This is a genomic window from Amycolatopsis sp. NPDC003861 (assembly GCF_053605405.1).
This window is the reverse complement of record NZ_JBSGJD010000005.1, coordinates 76,607-92,674: the sequence shown is the minus strand read 5'-3', so window position 1 is coordinate 92,674 and position 16,068 is coordinate 76,607. Positions and strand designations below refer to the sequence as shown.

The following is a 16,068-nucleotide window of genomic DNA, read 5'->3' as shown; positions in this document are numbered from 1 at the left end:
GCGTTCGGTGCGTTGAACGCACCGAACGCCACATTGGGTGCGGTGGACGCACCCAACGCCACATTGGGGCGCTCGGGGCCGGGCCTTCATTGACGTCAGGAGGATTCGTGCGGGTTCGGCGAGTGGTGACGACCAGGGCGGGCGGCGCGTCACGGCCGCCCTACGACACCTTCAACCTGGGCGACCACGTCGGCGACGACGAAGGCAACGTCTACGCCAACCGCAAGCGCCTGGCGAGCGAGCTCGGCTTGGCCGAAGACAAGCTGGCCTGGATGGAGCAGGTCCACGGCCGCACGGCGACCGTCGTCGACGGCTCCGAGACCAGCGCGGCCGAAGCGACCGACGCCCTGGTGACGGCGACCCCGGGCGTCGCGCTCGTGGTGCTGGTCGCCGACTGCGTCCCGGTCCTGCTGGCCGACGCCGAGGCCGGGGTGGTCTCGGCGGTGCACGCGGGTCGCGTGGGCACCCGGGTCGGCGTGGTCCCGGCCGCGGTCAAGGCCATGCAGGAGGTGGGCGCCGAGCCGCACCGGATCGAAGCCCTGCTCGGCCCGGCCATCTGCGGCGACTGCTACGAAGTCCCCGCGGAAATGGCCGCCGACGTCGAGAAACACGTCCCCGGCAGCGCGTGCAAGACCCGCACCGGGACACCCGGGCTCGACCTGCGCGCCGGGCTCTGGCGCCAGCTCGCCGACCTCGGCGTCGGCAAGATCGGCGTCGACCCGCGGTGCACGAACGAGGACAAGACGCTGTTCAGCTACCGCCGCGACGGGACCACCGGGCGGATCGCCGGCATCACCTGGATCGAGGCATGACCGACCGCAAGGCCGAACTGGCCGAGAACCTCGCCGAGGTCGAAGCGCGGATCGCCGCCGCGTGCCGGGCCGCCGGGCGCGCCCGGGACGAGGTCAAGCTGCTCGCGATCACGAAGACCTTCCCCGCGTCCGACGTCGCGCTGCTGGCCGAGCTCGGCGTCACGGACGTCGGCGAAAACCGGGACCAGGAGGCCGGCCCGAAAGCCGCCGAAGTCCCCGGGCTGCGGTGGCACATGGTCGGCCGGCTGCAGCGGAACAAGGCGCGATCGGTGGTCGGGTGGGCCCACGAGGTGCAGTCCGTCGATTCCGCGCGGCTCGCCGACGCGCTGGGCAAGGCGGTGCGTGCGGTTCAAACCGCCCAGATACGTGACGAACCCCTCGACGTGCTGATCCAGGCCAGCCTCGACGACGATCCCGGGCGCGGCGGCTGCCCGCTTCCCGAGCTCGGCGCGCTCGCCGACCGGATCGCGCAGTCCGGGGAGCTGCGGCTTCGCGGGCTGATGGCCGTCGCGCCGCTGGGGGTGGACCCGGCCGCGGCCTTCGAACGGCTCGCTCGCGCGGGGGAGGCCCTCCGAAAAGATCACCCGAATGCCGCAGACGTCTCCGCCGGGATGAGCCATGATCTCGAGCAGGCGATCACGCACGGCTCGACCTGTGTGCGTGTCGGAACCGCGTTGCTCGGTGGACGCGGTTTAGCCTCGCCGTAGGGAGCTCGCGCGGTCGTCACGTTTCGTGTCCGCCCGCGCGGGGCACTGACGGCGTGGAGATCGAAAGTCAGTGCGGGAGCGGCTAGGGCTAGGGAGAGGCATGAGCGCGCTGCAGAAGCTGAAGGCCTACTTCGGGATGGTGCCCGCTGACGACGACGGCTACGACGTCGAAGACGACTACCGACGCGGTTACGACGACGACTACGACTCCTACGAGGAGCCGGCGCCGCGGTCGTCGCGTTCACGGTACCGCGACGTCGACGACACGTACGACGAGCCCGTCAGCCGCAGCCGGTCACGCTCCGTGGTCAGCTCCGAGCCGGCCGTTCACGGTGCGCTGGCCGTCGACCGGCAGCCCGAGCCGGTGGCGCGCCTGCGCCCGGTCGTCGAGCCGGTCGTGCGCCAGCCGGTGCGTGACCCGTTGAGCCGCATCACCACGCTGCACCCGACCAGCTACGCGGAGGCGCGGGCGATCGGGGAGCACTACCGCGAGGGCATCCCGGTGATCATGAACCTCACCGAGATGGAGAACGCGGACGCGAAGCGGCTCGTCGACTTCGCCGCCGGGCTGGCGTTCGCGCTCAGGGGGTCGATGGACAAGGTCACCAACAAGGTGTTCCTTCTCTCACCGCCCGATGTGGACGTCACGGCGGAAGACCGTCGGCGGATTGCCGAGGGCGGATTGTTTTTGCGGGGCTGAAGTCGCCCGTACCGCTGAGCGCAAGCAGACGTGACTTTGCCGACCCGATCCGGGGTCGGCCCCCTCAACTGCGTCTTCGGAGAGGACGCCCGGTTAGAGTAGGCATGTGGAAGCTGTGTGGCTGGTCGTCTGGTACGTGCTGTTCGCCTTCTGGCTGCTGCTGACGGCGCGGATCGTGGTCGAACTCGTCCGGACCTTCGCGCGTGAGTGGCATCCGGCCGGAGGGGTTGCGGTCACGCTCGAGACCATCTACACAGTGACGGACCCGCCGGTCCGCTTGTTCAGAAGGATCATTCCGATGGTCCGGATCGGCGGCGTCGGACTGGACTTGTCGATTATGGTGCTGCTGTTGGTTGTGTTCTTCGCGATGCAACTGGCGACTCCAAGTTGATCGGGGAGACTTGGGTGGACCCTGCAGGCCATGGAGTGCGTGAGGTGATCTGATGTCGTTGACCCCCGCTGACGTGCATAACGTCGCGTTCAGCAAGCCGCCCATCGGCAAGAGGGGCTACAACGAGGACGAGGTGGACGCGTTCCTCGACCTGGTGGAGACCGAGCTGGCCCGGTTGATCGAGGACAACAACGAGCTGCGCCAGCAGATGGAACAGCTCGACGCGGAACTCGAGTCGACCCGCAGCGAGCTGGAGAACGCCAAGGCGAACGTCGGCGCGCCCCCGATGCGCGAAGAGCCGTCGCGGCGCCTGGCGCCGGTGCCGCCGCCGCAGTCCGCCATGGAGCAGACGCAGGCGCACTCGATGGTCGGCGACAGTACCGAGCCGAACGTCCAGGCCGCCAAGGTCCTGGGCCTGGCCCAGGAGATGGCCGACCGGCTGACCGCCGAGGCGAAGACCGAGTCCGACGGGATGCTGGCCGAGGCCCGCACCAAGTCCGAGCAGCTGCTCTCGGACGCCCGGGCGAAGTCCGACTCGATGGTGAACGAGGCCCGCACCCGCGTCGACACGATGCTGAACGACGCGCGGACCCGTGCCGAGACGCTCGAGCGTCAGGCGCGCGACAAGGCGACCACGCTGGAGCGCGAGTCCCAGCGGAAGTACACCGAGACGATGAACAGCCTGAACTCCGAGAAGAGCGGGCTGGGCAAGAAGATCGAAGAGCTGCGCACGATCGAGCGGGAGTACCGCACGAGGCTGCGCGGGTTCCTCGAGTCCCAGCTGCGCGAGCTCGACGACCGCGGCTCCGCGGCCCCCGCCTCGGCGTCGTCGGGCTCCGGGCAGTCGTCCGGTTCGACGAGCGGTGGCCAGGGCTACTCCTTCGGCCCGCGCGCCGAAGCCGGCTGAGTTTCCTTCCTAAGCCGTGGCACGCCCCGATTCCGGGGTGTGCCACGGTTCGGAGTCGATCCGGTACCACCCGTGGGCGGGTCGTGGCCCGCTCCCAGGTCGTTCGTGCTGTAATGCAGCGTGCTCTACATCGTGCTGGTCCTGGTACTGGCGGCTCTGGGGTTGCTCGTCACCGCGCTGATCACGGCTTCTTCGCTGTGGGCGTGGGTTTCCATCGGCTTGTCCGTGCTGGCCGGGCTCATCCTGGTCGCCGACTGGCTGCGCCGCCGTCGCCGGTCCGCCACACCCGCGGCCACGCCCGTTGCCGCTTCCGAGCCCGAGCCGGCGCCCGCGCCTGAGCCGGTGCACGAGGAACAAACCACCCTGATCCCGGCCGCCGGCGACCTGGGTGACCCGGCCGACACGCCCGACCCCGACCCCGAGCCGGCCGACGCTTCAGCCGAGACCGAAACGACCGCCGACGCCGACCCGGGCGTGGAGGACACCCCGGACGCCGACGTCGCGGTCCTGGCCGACCTCGAGGACGAGGTCGTGGTCGTCGACGAGCACCCCCGCTACCACCTCTCCACCTGCGAATGGCTCGGCCCCCGCGACACGATCCCGATCGGCGTCGGCGAGGCCCGCCAGCTCGGCTTCACCCCCTGCGACGTCTGTCGCCCCGACGCCACCCTGGTAGCCGCCCACCGCTGACCCCGTGTCGACCCCCCAATCACGCGTGATGCCCGCCGGATCTCGCGTGATTGAAGCCGGAATCGGCGTGATTGAAGCCGTAACTCGCGAGATCCGGCTTCAGTCACGCGAGTTACGGGCCTGATCACGCGGGAGACGAGTTCCAGCACGACGTCAGGCGGCCAGATTCGCCAGACCGAGGTGGGTTTGCAGGGCCTGCGCACCTTCCGGGGTCAGCCGGAGCGCGCGGTGGGCCTGCGTTCGACGCGTCACCCAGCCCGCGTCGAGGAAGCGCGTGGCCACCGCGGCGCCCAGCGCGCCTGCCAGGTGGTGGCGCTGCTCGCTCCAGTCCAGGCAAAACTTCAGCAGCGGACGGCGTCCGGCCGCCGCAAGAGCCACGTCGACCCCCAGCGAGCCGAACACCGAAGCGGCCGCCGGCCCCAGCGTGTACGGGTGCTCGGCCAGCGGGGCCGAAATCCGGTCGCCGGGACGCCGCCGCGTGTCGGACGCGCCCGCCAGCGCCTCCCGGGCCAGCAACGCCGACGTGACCGCCACCCCGAGCCGCCCGGCCAGGTGGTCGTAGCACGTCCGGGCCGTCCGCAACGCCTCCGCGCGCGTCCCCTCCCGCAACGACGTCACCGGCTGTGACGGCGAACACCGCGCGAGCGTCTCCAGCACCTCCGCGGTCCCCGGACCGGCCAGCCGGTAGAACCGGTGCCGCCCCGACTTCTCCGCGACGACCAGCCCCGCCGAACGCAGCTTCGCCAGGTGCGCGCTGACGCCCTGCGCGGACAGCCGGGCCTCGGCGGCCAGCACCGACGCCGCCAGCGCGCGGCCGTCGGCCAGCGCGAGCAGCACCCGGACCCGCGCCGGGTCCGCGAACAGCGCGGCCGTGCGCGCGATGTCGGCGTCACCTTCCACCCGCCCAGGATGCCCCCGCGACACTTCCACCCAAACGGAAGTGTCCGCGCGGTCCACTGGGGACATGCTCCTGCTCACCATGTGCGCCGGGATGTTCCTGGTGCAGCTGGACGTCACGGTCGTCAACGTCGCCCTGCCCGCCATCGGCACCGGCCTCCACGCCGGCCTCGCGGCGCAGCAGTGGGTGGTGGACGGCTACTCCGTCACCCTGGCCGCGTTCCTGCTCACCGGCGGCGCCCTCGGCGACGTCTCCGGCCACCGCCGGGTCGTCCTGACCGGCTTCGCGCTGTTCGGCGCGGCGTCGGCCGGCTGCGGCCTCGCCGCCACCGCGCCGCTGCTCGTCGCCGCCCGCGCCGGCCAGGGCCTGGGTGCGGCGTTGCTGCTGCCCGGAACGCTCGCCGTGATCACCAACGCCCACCCCGGACACGCCGAGCGCGCGCGGGCCCTCGGCGTCTGGGCCGGCGTCTCGGCCGTCGCCTTGGCCGCGGGCCCGGTGCTCGGCGGCGCCGTCGTCACCGCGGTGGGCTGGCAGCCGGTGTTCTGGCTCAACGTCCCCGTCGTGCTGGCCGCCGCTTTCGCGACGGCACGGCTCGTCCCGCGCGGCGAGCGCGTGCCCGGACGGCGGATCGACGTCGCCGGCGTCGCCACGGCAGCACCCGCCCTCGGCGCCGGTGTCTACGCGGTCATCGCCGGGAGCGTTCCGGCCGCGATGGTGGCGGTCGTCGCGCTGGCCGCGTTCCTCGCGGTCGAACGCCGCTCGCGGGCGCCGATGCTCCCGCTCGACCTCGCCCGGCGGACCCTGCCCGCCACCTTCGTCTCGGCGGCGATGAACTTCGTGGGCATCGGGACGATCCTCGTCCTGACGCTGTACCTGCAGGGCGTCCGGCGGGCCGGCCCCCTGGAAGCCGGGCTCGAGCTGCTGCCGCTGTTCGGCCCGCTTTCGGTGCTGGCGCCGGTCGCGGGCCGGCTGGTCGCCCGGTTCGGGTCGCGGCCGCTGATGGTGGCCGGGCTTTCGCTCGGCGCCCTCGGCATGCTGAACCTGGTGCTCCTCGACGAAAGCAGCGGCTATCCGGCGCTCCTGCCGACGTTGCTCGGGCTCGGCATCGGCATGGGCCTGCTGACCACCGCCGTGGTGACGGCCGTGGTCAGCGGCGTCCCGGCCGAGCGCGCGGGCGTCGCCGGCGGCATCAACAACGCGGCCCGCCAAGCGGGTGGCGCGCTCGGGGTGGCGGTGCTCGGCGCGGTGTCGGGCCGGGGACTGCCCGCGGTCGGCGTCATCGCGGCGGCGTTGTGGCTGGTCGCGATCGGCGTGACCGTACGTGGCCCTCGTGACAACCCGGTTGCGCGGGCCGGTTAACCTGGTAGGCAACACGGCGTCGATCCGGCCATCACCGGGGAGCCTCCGGAAGAACCGAGCGTCACGCTCTCAGTAGAACCGGACGGGTGCGGCCCGTGACAGCCGTCGAATGAGCGGCCCGGGAGCACCTGCCGGGCAAGCGGGGTGGTACCGCGGAACGCCGAAAGTGTTTCGTCCCCGTGTGGGTGACCGGGAGCCCGGTCGTCCGTACGCGAGAGACGAACCGAGGAGCACCCGGATGTACCCCCAGGCCCAGCTTGGCGACGGCGCAGGAGTCCCGTCGCAGCCGTCGTTCCCCGCCCTGGAGAAGCAGGTCCTCGCCTACTGGGAGAGCGACCGGACCTTCCAGGCGACGATCGACGCGCGCCCCGCGGGCGAGAAGGGCGACAACGAGTACGTCTTCTACGACGGCCCGCCCTTCGCCAACGGCCTGCCGCACTACGGTCACCTGCTCACCGGGTACGTCAAGGACCTGGTGCCGCGCTACCAGACCATGAAGGGCCACAAGGTCGAGCGCCGCTTCGGCTGGGACACCCACGGCCTGCCCGCCGAGCTCGAAGCGATGCGCCAGCTCGGCATCACCGAGACGTCCGAGATCGAAGAGATGGGCATCGCGAAGTTCAACGCGGCTTCGCAGGAGTCCGTCCTCCGCTACACCGACGAGTGGCGCGAGTACGTCACCCGCCAGGCCCGCTGGGTCGACTTCGACAACGACTACAAGACCCTCGACGTCACCTACATGGAGTCGGTGCTGTGGGCGTTCAAACGCCTGTGGGACAAGGGACTCGTCTACGAGGGCTACCGCGTCCTGCCGTACTGCTGGCGCGACGCGACGCCGCTGTCGAACCACGAGCTCGGCATGGACTCCGACGTCTACCGCAACCGCCAGGACCCGGCCGTCACCGTCGGTTTCCGCTTGGAGGGCAACGGGAACGACCTCGACGGCACGTACCTGCTCATCTGGACGACGACGCCGTGGACGCTGCCGTCGAACCTCGCCACGGCCGTGCACCCGGACGTCCAGTACGTCGTCGTCGAGCACGACGGCAAGCGGTTCCTGCTCGCCGAAGCGCGGGTGGCCGCGTACGCGCGTGAGCTCGGCGAAGAGCCGACGGTCGTCGCGCACTACACCGGCACGCAGCTGCTCGGAACCCGTTACGCCCCACCGTTCCCGTACTTCACCGGCACCGAGAACGCCCACCAGGTGCTGGCCGCCGACTACGTCACCACCGACGACGGCACCGGGGTCGTCCACATCGCCCCCGCCTACGGTGCCGACGACAAGCTCGTCACCGACGCCGCCGGCATCCCGCCGGTCACGCCGGTCGACGCGCACGGCAAGTTCGACGCCACCGTGCCGGACTACGAGGGCCAGCAGGTCTTCGACGCCAACCCGAACATCGTGCGGGACCTCAAGAACGGCACCGGATCCGCGGCGCAGCAGGGCGCCGTGCTGCTGCGGCACGAGACCTACGACCACAGCTACCCGCACTGCTGGCGCTGCCGGAACCCGCTGATCTACCGCGCGGTCTCGTCGTGGTTCGTCGCGGTGACGCAGTTCAAGGACCGGATGGTCGAGCTCAACCAGCAGATCACCTGGTACCCGGAGAACGTCAAGGACGGCCAGTTCGGGAAATGGCTGGAGAACGCCATCGACTGGTCGATCTCCCGCAACCGGTACTTCGGCACGCCGATCCCGGTGTGGCAGTCCGACGACCCGGCGTACCCGCGCACCGACGTCTACGGCTCGCTCGACGAGCTGGAGGCGGACTTCGGCGTGCGGCTGGACAACCTGCACCGGCCCTACATCGACGAGCTGACCCGGCCGAACCCGGACGACCCCACGGGCCAGTCGACCATGCGCCGCGTCCCGGACGTCCTCGACGTCTGGTTCGACTCGGGCTCGATGCCCTACGCCCAGGTGCACTACCCGTTCGAGAACGCCGAGTGGTTCGAGCACCACTACCCGAGCGACTTCATCGTCGAGTACATCGGGCAGACCCGTGGCTGGTTCTACCTGCTGCACGTCCTTGCCACGGCGCTGTTCGACCGGCCGGCGTTCCGCACCTGCGTCTCGCACGGCATCGTGCTGGGCTCCGACGGCGCGAAGATGTCCAAGTCGCTGCGCAACTACCCGGACGTCAACGAGGTCTTCGAGCGCGACGGCTCCGACGCCATGCGCTGGTACCTGATGGCGAGCCCGATCCTGCGCGGCGGCAACCTGGTCGTCACCGACAAGGGCATCCGCGACGCCGTCCGCCAGGCCGTGCTCCCGCTGTGGAACTCGTACTACTTCCTCGCGCTGTACGCGAACGCCGAGGGCGTGGAAGGCAAGTGGCGCACCGATTCGGCGAACGTCCTCGACCGGTACGTCCTGGCGAAGACGCACGAACTGGTCACCGACGTCGAGTACGCGATGGACAACTACGACGTCGCGGGCGCGTGCCAGACCGTCCGGGACTTCCTCGAAGTCCTGACGAACTGGTACGTGCGCCGCTCGCGCGACCGCTTCTGGGCGGGCGAGGCGGACGCGATCGACACGCTGCACACCGTGCTGGAGGTGACGTCCCGGGTCGCGGCGCCGCTGCTGCCGCTGACCACCGAGGTCGTCTGGCGCGGGCTCACCGGCGGCCGTTCGGTGCACCTGACCGACTGGCCGAACGCCAACGACCTGCCCGCGGACGCGGCGCTGGTCACCGCGATGGACCGGGTGCGGCAGGTGGCGTCGTCGGCGCTGTCGCTGCGGAAGGCGAACAAGCTGCGCGTGCGGCTGCCGCTGTCGTCGCTGGTCGTGGCGGCCGAGGACGCCGCTTCGCTGGCGCCGTTCGCCGACATCCTGCGCGACGAGGTGAACGTCAAGGCGGTCGAGCTGACCACCGACGTCGCCGCGCACGGCGGGTTCGAGGTCGCGGTCAACGCCCGCGCCGCCGGCCCGCGCCTGGGCAAGGACGTCCAGACGGTGATCAAGGCCGTCAAGGCGGGGGACTGGTCGTTCCAGGGCGGCGCCGTGGTCGCGGCCGGGATCGCCCTCCAGGAAGGCGAGTTCGAACGCCGGCTGGTCGCCAAGGGCGGCGGCGCGGCGGCGGAACTGCCCGGCGGGTCCGGCCTGGTCCTGATCGACACCGAGGTGACGCCGGAACTGGCGGCCGAAGGCCTGGTCCGCGACCTGGTCCGGGTCGTGCAGCAGGCCCGCCGCGACGCCGGGCTCGACGTCGCCGACCGGATCGCGCTGACCGTCGACGCGCCGGACGACGTCGTGGCGGCGGCCCGGACGCACGAGGAGTTCCTCGCGTCGGAGACCCTCGCCACGTCGGTGACCCACGGCCCGGCCGGCGAGGGCTTCGCCGGCACGGTCGGGGACGGCACGAAGGTCACGGTGTCGGTCGCGAAATCATGATTGTCGGGGGTGGCCGGTAGGGTGCAGACTCGACCGGCCACCCACGGGTGGCTCCTTGGGGGAGGGGAACCGGAATGAGCCCTGGCAAGAGACGCGGCATCCTGATCGGTGGCGCGCTGCTGGTCGTCGTGGTCGTGGTGGCCGCGTTCTTCCTGCTCAACAGCGGGGGATCGACCCCGGAGGCCGCCACCGGCGCGACCACCGTGGAGAGCCCGGGCGCGCTCGACCCGAACACGGCGATCACCGAGTACCTGCAGGACCTTTCCGAGAACAACCCGGACGCGGCGGGCCGGCTGACCGACGACAACGCGGCCGCCGCGGTCGCGCTGCGGGCCACCCGGAACACGCTGAACCCGACGTCGGTGGCCGCCAAGCTGACCGTCCTGCAGCCGTCCCCGGCCGGGGAGAACCGGACGGGCGGCACGTTCAGCATGTCCTGGACGCTGAAGCCGGGGCAGGTCTGGACCTACGACGTGCCGTTCGAGCTCGTGCGGAGCAGCGGGAAGTGGCTGGTGCACTGGGCGCCGTCGCTGCTGCACCCGAAGCTCGAGGCGGGCCAGCGGCTGGTGATCAGCACGGCCGCGCAGGACACGGTCGCGGTCGCCGACCGGGACGGCAAACCGCTGGTGATCAGCGGGGCCGGCGGCCCGCGGATGGCGGACGGCAACCCGGCGCCGCTGCTGCGCTCGGCGTTCGTCGGCCAGGTGACGGCCGCGGCCGGCAGCGGGTTCGCCGTCGAACGCGTCGACGGCGGCGGCAAGAGCCTCGAGCGGCTGTACGGGAAGACGTCGGACGCCGACGCGAAGCCGCTCGTGGCGAGCCTGAGCCTGGCCGCGCAGAACGCCGCCCAGGCCGCGGTGGACGGCTACCAGGGATCGGCGATGCTCGTCGCCCTCGACACGGGCTCGGGGGACATCCTCGCGGTCGCGCAGAACGCCGCGGCCGGGAACTCGCCGAAGGCGCTCAACGGCCTGTACGAGCCGGGGTCGTCGTTCAAGATCGCGACGTCGGTGGCGGCGGTCCAGCAGAGCGGCCTGAACGCGGGGTCGCCGGTCGACTGCCCGGGCGTCGCGACGATCGGCACGCGGACGGTCAAGAACGAGGGCTTCGAGCTGGGCGCGACGAACCTCCAGACGGCGTTCGCCCGCTCCTGCAACACGACGTTCGGCCAGCTCGCGCTCGCCCTGCCCGCGGACGGGCTGAAGAAGGCGGCCGACGAACTGGGCCTCAACGCCGACTACGACATCCCCGGGATCAAGACCGAGCTGGGCAAGGTCGAGCCCGCGGCGAGCAAGGACGAGCAGGTCGAGGACGGGTTCGGCCAGGGCCGCATCCAGGCCAGCGCCCTCGGCGGCACGCTGATGGCGGCCACGGTCGCGACGGGCAAGGCGATCACGCCCCGGCTGTGGCACGACCTGGAGACCTCGGTCGTCAAGGGCTACTCCCCGCCGCCTTCGTCAGTGCTCGGGGAGGTGCGGAAGATGATGCACGCGGTGGTGACCAGCGGCACCGGCCGCGCGGCGGCGTCGGCGGGCAACGTCTTCGGCAAGACGGGCACGGCCCAGTTCGGCGACGGCTCGAACGCCACGGGCTGGTTCGTCGGGTACCGCGGCAGCATCGCCTTCGCCGTGGTCCTCGAAAAGTCGAACGACTCCGGCCCGGCCGTCCAGCTGGCCGCCAAGTTCCTCAAGGCCCTCTGACCGGACGGCACGCGTGTCGTCCGGCTGGGTACGCGAAGGTTCGGCCGGGGCCGAAGGGTCGGGGCCGTAGCGTGGGGGCATGGAGACGATCGCGCTGGCCGAGGTGGCCGCGGTGCTCGCCGACCCGAGCCGGGCCACCATGTGCCTCGTGCTGCTGGACGGGCGGGCCTGGACCGTCGGCGAGCTCGCGAAGGCCGCCGGGATCGCGCTTTCGACGGCCAGCGAGCACGTCAGCCGGCTGGCCGGCGCCGGCTTCGTCGCCCGCGTCAAGCAGGGGCGGGCCAGCTACGTCCGGATCGCCGACCCGCGGGTCGCCGAGCTGATCGAGCACCTGGCCCAGCACGCCGAACACCGGCCCGTGACCAGCCTCAAGTCCTCCTTGCGCGCACGACGGCTCGGCTTCGCCCGGACTTGCTACGACCATCTCGCCGGCGAGCTCGGCGTCGCCCTCCGCGAGGGCATGCTCGCCACCGGCCTGGTCGACACCGCCGCCGGGCTGGCGCTGACCCCGCGCGGCCGCGACGTCCTGGCGGCTCTCGGCGTCCCCGTGGCGGCCGGGCGGCGGCCGCTGCTGCGGGACTGTCTGGATTGGACGGAGCGCCGCGACCACCTCGCCGGTGCCCTGCCCGCCGCGCTGCTCGAGCGGGCGGTCGACGCCGGCTGGGTGGCCCGGGACGGCCACCGCGCGGTCAAGGTGCTGCCGGCGGCGGGGGAGCCGTTCGCCGCGCTCGGTGTCGATCTCGCCGCGCTCGGTGGTGGTGCGGCGCCTTAACACACCGGGTGTCCGGCGCTGGGCAGCGGTACACGAACGAGTTAACCCACGCGCCTCACTATTCTGAGGGCCCCACGGCACTCGGGAGGAGGCGGGCATGGACCAGCTTCCCGTGCTGCTCGGCGTCGGCGGCGTCGTCCTCCTCGCGTCCGTGCTGGCCGTGCGCGTGTCGATCCGGCTGGGCCTGCCCTCGCTGCTGCTGTACCTGGGGATCGGCGTCCTGCTCGGCGAAGCCGGGTTCGGCATCCGGTTCGACAACCCCGGCCTGACCCAGTCGCTCGGCCTCGCCGCCCTCGTCATGATCCTCGCCGAAGGCGGGCTGACCACCCGGTGGTCGGCGGTGAAACCCGCGCTGGGCCGGGGGATCGCACTGTCCACAGTGGCCGTCGTGGTGAGCATCGCGGCCACCGGCGCGGCCCTGCACTGGCTGCTGGGCCTCGACTGGCGGCTCGCGCTGCTCTGGGGCGCGGTGCTCGCCTCGACCGACGCGGCCGCGGTGTTCTCGGTGCTGCGCACGGCCGGGATCGGCAAACGGCTCACCGGCGCGCTCGAACTCGAGTCGGGCATCAACGACGCACCGGCCTACATCGCCGTCGTGGTGCTGGCCGAAGGCACCACTGTGGACTGGACGCTGCCGCTGCTGGTGGTCTACGAGCTGACGGCCGGCCTGGTCATCGGCCTCGCCTTCGGCTGGCTCGGCGGGATCGCGCTGCGCCGGGCCGCGCTGCCGGCGACCGGCCTCTACCCGCTGGCCACGGTCGCGGTGTGCGTCGTCGCCTACTCGTCCGGGCAGCTGCTGCACGCGTCCGGGCTGCTCGCCACCTACGTCGCCGCGCTGGTGCTCGGCAATTCGCGGCTGCCGCACCGGTCGGACACGCTCTCGTTCGCCGAAGGCCTGGGCTGGCTGGCCCAGATCGGGCTGTTCGTACTGCTCGGGCTGTTCGCCTCGCCGGGCCGGCTGCTCGACGCGATCGTGCCGGGCCTGGTCGCGGGCGCGGTCGTGCTGCTGCTGGCGCGGCCGGTCTCGGTGGTGCTGTCGATGCTGCCGTTCCGCCTGCCGTGGCGGGAACAGGTGTTCCTGTCGTGGGCCGGGCTGCGCGGCGCGGTGCCGATCGTGCTCGCCATGATCCCGCTGTCGCAGGGCCTGCCGGGCGCGCAACGGCTGGTCGACGCGGTGTTCGTGCTGGTCATCGTGCTGACGCTGGTCCAGGGGGCGACGCTCGGCCCGCTCGCGCGCACGCTCGGGCTGGCCAAGAAGTCCGAAGCGCACGAAATCGAGGTCGACTCCGCGCCGCTGGACGAGCTCGGCGCCGAACTGCTGCAGGTCCGGATCCAGCCGGGGTCGAAGATGCACGGCGTGTACCTGTCCGAGCTGCGCCTGCCGGTCGGCGCGACGATCAGCCTGGTCGTCCGCGACGGCGCCGGGTTCACCCCGCAGAAGACCAGCCGGCTGCAGGAGAACGACCAGCTCCTGGTCGTCACGACGAGCGCGGTCCGCGACGCGGTCGAACGCCGGCTGCGCGCCGTCGACCGGGCCGGCCGCCTGGCCCGCTGGAAGGGCGAATCCGGCCGCTGAGCACGCTCTGTGACCGGCGTCTCAGAATGTGCGACGGGGGTTGGCGCCCGGACGCGCTCTCGGTTACCTTCGAACCAGGTCATGAGTGCCAGCGCGAAGCCCCGGCTTGCTGGCCGGCAACCCTCCTACCGCGGTGGGGTGCCCCGGGTGAAGACCGGGCCGGTCGCGCCGTGCGACGGGCAAGCGCGGGCCCCTCGCCGGGGTCCCCCGGATCGCCGAGGAGGCACCCCGATGACTCTCGCCATCGACCGCACCCAGCTCGAAGCCCCCGCCGTTCCCGCCGTCGCCGGGGCGTCGCTGCGGGTCCCGCTGGTCACCGGCGGGGACATCGGCTACGCCAACCTCGACCACGCCGCGAGCGCCCCCTGCCTCGACGCCGTCCGCGCGAAGGTCGACGAGTTCCTGCCCTGGTACGCCAGCGTCCACCGCGGCGCCGGTTTCGCGTCGCAGGTCTCCACCAAGCTCTACGAGCGCACCCGCGACGTCCTGCGCCGCTTCGTCGACGCGCGGCGGACCGACACCGTCGTCTTCACCCGCAACACCACCGACGCCTTCAACCTCCTCGCCCGCAGCCTTCCCCGGCACACCACGGTGATCGTGTTCGACACCGAGCACCACGCCGCGCTGCTGCCGTGGCAGGGACCGAACGTCCGGCGGATCCCGACGCCGCGCACCCGCCTCGCCGCGGTGTCCGCTGTGGACGAAGCACTCGCCGAAGCCCCGCAGGGCCCGCGGCTGGTCGTCGTCACCGGGGCGTCCAATGTGACCGGTGAACTGCTCCCGGTGGCGGAAATCGCCGCCGTGGCGCGCAAACACGGCGCTCGCATCGCTCTCGACGCCGCCCAGCTGGCCCCGCACCGCCGGATTTCGCTCAAGGAACTCGACGTCGACTACGTCGCGTTGTCCGGCCACAAGTTGTACGCGCCCTTCGGTGCGGGCGCGCTGATCGGCCGTGCCGACTGGCTGCGCGCGGCCCGCCCGTACCTCGCCGGCGGCGGTGCGACCAAGCTCGTCACCGAAGACGCCGTCGTCTGGAACACCGGCCCGGAGCGCCACGAAGCCGGCTCGCCCAACACCGTCGGCGTGTACGCGCTCGGCGTCGCGTGCGAGACCCTCGGCGAAAACTGGGCCGCGATCGAAGACCACGAGCAGGCCCTGCTCGCCCGGCTGCGCAAGGGCCTCGAGAGCATCCCCGGCTGCGCCGAGCTGCGGCTGTTCGACGCGCCGGTCGACCGGGTCGGCACGGTCAGCTTCGTCGTCGACGGCTTCGACCCCGGCTGGCTCGCCGCGGTCCTGTCGGCCGAGTACGGCATCGGCGTCCGCGACGGCGCCTTCTGCGCCCACATCGCGGCCAAGCGCCTGATCGGCGTCACCGGCGGCGAGGGGCAGCAGGCGGTCCGCGTCAGCCTCGGCCTCGGCAGCACCGAGGAACACGTCGACCGCGTGCTGCTGGCGCTGCGCCAGATCGTCGCCCGCGGAGCCCGCTGGGAGTACGCGAAGGTGGACGGCCGCTGGGCCCCGGTGGGCGACCCGCGCGAGCTGCCGCCGTTCTGCTGAGCGCTAGCCTGGGCCGATGGGGAGAGGGCCGCGTTTCTGGTTTCCGCTGGCACTGCTGGGGTTCGCGGAGATCGGCCTGGCGGCGGCGCAGTTGCTGGCGCGCCGCAGCCGGGCCCAAGCCGAGGCCGCGAACCTCCTGCTCCGGCCGGCCACGCCGGCATCCCCTCGCCTGCAGTTCCTGACCCAGGACGAGTTCTACGCCCTGGGCCCGGGCCTGCCGACCGAGATCGCGTGGCTGATCGCGCTCGGCGTGGTCGTCACCGGCACGGCCATCTGGTACGCGCTCGCGCTGCGGCCCGTCCGCACCGCCCGGTTCGTCCTCGGCACGGTCGCCGCGCTGCTCGCCGTCCCCCTGCTCGACCTGGTCGGATCGTGGCAGTTCCGGCTCGACGACACCCTGCGCGGCCCGCTCCTGGCCACGCTCGGCCTGCTGCTGCTCGCCGCGTACGAGCGCAGCCGGTTCGTCCTGCTCACGGCGGCGGCGTTCGCGCTGGTCGCCGTGGTGCTTTCGGCGGACATGGCGGGCGTGCTGGGGTCCGCGGCCATCCTGCTCGCCGCCGCCTTCGCCGCCCTGCTGCGGCCGAAGCCCCGGATAGGCTGAC

The 16,068-nt window shown here is 72.1% G+C and carries 14 protein-coding genes and 1 riboswitch; of the genes, 13 read left to right on the top strand and 1 reads right to left on the bottom strand.

Features of this window, described 5'->3' with window-relative positions; all coding sequences use genetic code 11:
* Window positions 1-107 precede the first annotated feature (107 nt).
* The 6 genes from pgeF (at window position 108) to ACWEVN_RS02990 (ending at window position 4,207) form a co-directional block, all read left to right on the top strand.
* Window positions 108-812, top strand: coding sequence for a peptidoglycan editing factor PgeF (gene pgeF, locus ACWEVN_RS03015; protein ID WP_449688184.1), 705 nt, complete (start codon window positions 108-110; stop codon window positions 810-812).
* Window positions 809-1,519 (top strand): YggS family pyridoxal phosphate-dependent enzyme, encoded by a 711-nt coding sequence (locus ACWEVN_RS03010; protein WP_452050000.1) that lies wholly within the window; start codon window positions 809-811, stop codon window positions 1,517-1,519. Before pgeF ends, ACWEVN_RS03010 begins: the two co-directional genes overlap by 4 nt.
* 100 nt (window positions 1,520-1,619) lie before the next feature.
* A complete protein-coding gene (locus ACWEVN_RS03005) occupies window positions 1,620-2,219 on the top strand; it encodes a cell division protein SepF (protein WP_310977410.1) in 600 nt (199 codons plus the stop codon).
* Window positions 2,220-2,334: 115 nt separating this feature from the next.
* Window positions 2,335-2,610 carry a YggT family protein gene (locus ACWEVN_RS03000; protein ID WP_013224824.1) on the top strand — a complete coding sequence of 92 codons (276 nt, stop codon included), beginning with the start codon at window positions 2,335-2,337 and terminating at the stop codon, window positions 2,608-2,610.
* Between the two features lie 52 nt (window positions 2,611-2,662).
* Window positions 2,663-3,517: a DivIVA-like cell division protein Wag31 gene (wag31, locus tag ACWEVN_RS02995; RefSeq protein WP_310977409.1), complete on the top strand. Its 855-nt coding sequence runs from the start codon at window positions 2,663-2,665 to the stop codon at window positions 3,515-3,517.
* Window positions 3,518-3,637: 120 nt separating this feature from the next.
* Window positions 3,638-4,207: a hypothetical protein gene (locus tag ACWEVN_RS02990; protein ID WP_452049999.1), complete on the top strand. Its 570-nt coding sequence runs from the start codon at window positions 3,638-3,640 to the stop codon at window positions 4,205-4,207.
* A 153-nt stretch (window positions 4,208-4,360) separates the two neighbouring features.
* Here ACWEVN_RS02990 and ACWEVN_RS02985 read toward each other — a convergent pair whose 3' ends face one another.
* Window positions 4,361-5,107 (bottom strand): ArsR/SmtB family transcription factor, encoded by a 747-nt coding sequence (locus ACWEVN_RS02985; protein WP_449685460.1) that lies wholly within the window; start codon window positions 5,105-5,107, stop codon window positions 4,361-4,363.
* Between the two features lie 64 nt (window positions 5,108-5,171).
* On the opposite strand from ACWEVN_RS02985, the gene ACWEVN_RS02980 reads away from it, so the two are divergent.
* From ACWEVN_RS02980 to ACWEVN_RS02950, 7 genes are all read left to right on the top strand, one after another.
* The gene (locus ACWEVN_RS02980; RefSeq protein WP_452049998.1) at window positions 5,172-6,464 is read left to right on the top strand and encodes an MFS transporter; all 1,293 of its coding nucleotides are present in this window, start codon (window positions 5,172-5,174) and stop codon (window positions 6,462-6,464) included.
* Between the two features lie 238 nt (window positions 6,465-6,702).
* Window positions 6,703-9,861 (top strand): isoleucine--tRNA ligase, encoded by a 3,159-nt coding sequence (gene ileS, locus ACWEVN_RS02975; protein ID WP_452049997.1) that lies wholly within the window; start codon window positions 6,703-6,705, stop codon window positions 9,859-9,861.
* Between the two features lie 74 nt (window positions 9,862-9,935).
* Window positions 9,936-11,561, top strand: a complete 1,626-nt coding sequence (locus tag ACWEVN_RS02970; RefSeq protein WP_452049996.1) for a penicillin-binding transpeptidase domain-containing protein — start codon at window positions 9,936-9,938, stop codon at window positions 11,559-11,561.
* 79 nt (window positions 11,562-11,640) lie between these two features.
* Window positions 11,641-12,333 (top strand): ArsR/SmtB family transcription factor, encoded by a 693-nt coding sequence (locus ACWEVN_RS02965; RefSeq protein WP_452049995.1) that lies wholly within the window; start codon window positions 11,641-11,643, stop codon window positions 12,331-12,333.
* A 97-nt stretch (window positions 12,334-12,430) separates the two neighbouring features.
* On the top strand, window positions 12,431-13,909 hold the full coding sequence (locus ACWEVN_RS02960) for a potassium/proton antiporter (RefSeq protein ID WP_449685465.1): 1,479 nt from the start codon (window positions 12,431-12,433) through the stop codon (window positions 13,907-13,909).
* A 77-nt stretch (window positions 13,910-13,986) separates the two neighbouring features.
* Window positions 13,987-14,101: riboswitch (SAM riboswitch) on the top strand.
* Between the two features lie 39 nt (window positions 14,102-14,140).
* Window positions 14,141-15,466 (top strand): aminotransferase class V-fold PLP-dependent enzyme, encoded by a 1,326-nt coding sequence (locus tag ACWEVN_RS02955; RefSeq protein WP_449685466.1) that lies wholly within the window; start codon window positions 14,141-14,143, stop codon window positions 15,464-15,466.
* A 16-nt stretch (window positions 15,467-15,482) separates the two neighbouring features.
* Window positions 15,483-16,067 carry a hypothetical protein gene (locus ACWEVN_RS02950; RefSeq protein ID WP_449685467.1) on the top strand — a complete coding sequence of 195 codons (585 nt, stop codon included), beginning with the start codon at window positions 15,483-15,485 and terminating at the stop codon, window positions 16,065-16,067.
* Window position 16,068 lies beyond the last annotated feature (1 nt).

What these genes read in the sequence shown, in the direction of transcription:
- ACWEVN_RS02980 (WP_452049998.1), top strand. Translation starts at nt 5,172, where the DNA reads ATGCTCCTGCTCACCATGTGCGCCGGGATGTTCCTGGTGCAGCTGGAC.
- ACWEVN_RS03005 (WP_310977410.1), top strand. Translation starts at nt 1,620, where the DNA reads ATGAGCGCGCTGCAGAAGCTGAAGGCCTACTTCGGGATGGTGCCCGCT.
- ACWEVN_RS02955 (WP_449685466.1), top strand. Translation starts at nt 14,141, where the DNA reads ATGACTCTCGCCATCGACCGCACCCAGCTCGAAGCCCCCGCCGTTCCC.
- ACWEVN_RS02970 (WP_452049996.1), top strand. Translation starts at nt 9,936, where the DNA reads ATGAGCCCTGGCAAGAGACGCGGCATCCTGATCGGTGGCGCGCTGCTG.
- ACWEVN_RS02950 (WP_449685467.1), top strand. Translation starts at nt 15,483, where the DNA reads ATGGGGAGAGGGCCGCGTTTCTGGTTTCCGCTGGCACTGCTGGGGTTC.
- ileS (WP_452049997.1), top strand. Translation starts at nt 6,703, where the DNA reads ATGTACCCCCAGGCCCAGCTTGGCGACGGCGCAGGAGTCCCGTCGCAG.
- ACWEVN_RS02965 (WP_452049995.1), top strand. Translation starts at nt 11,641, where the DNA reads ATGGAGACGATCGCGCTGGCCGAGGTGGCCGCGGTGCTCGCCGACCCG.
- ACWEVN_RS03010 (WP_452050000.1), top strand. Translation starts at nt 809, where the DNA reads ATGACCGACCGCAAGGCCGAACTGGCCGAGAACCTCGCCGAGGTCGAA.
- ACWEVN_RS02960 (WP_449685465.1), top strand. Translation starts at nt 12,431, where the DNA reads ATGGACCAGCTTCCCGTGCTGCTCGGCGTCGGCGGCGTCGTCCTCCTC.
- wag31 (WP_310977409.1), top strand. Translation starts at nt 2,663, where the DNA reads ATGTCGTTGACCCCCGCTGACGTGCATAACGTCGCGTTCAGCAAGCCG.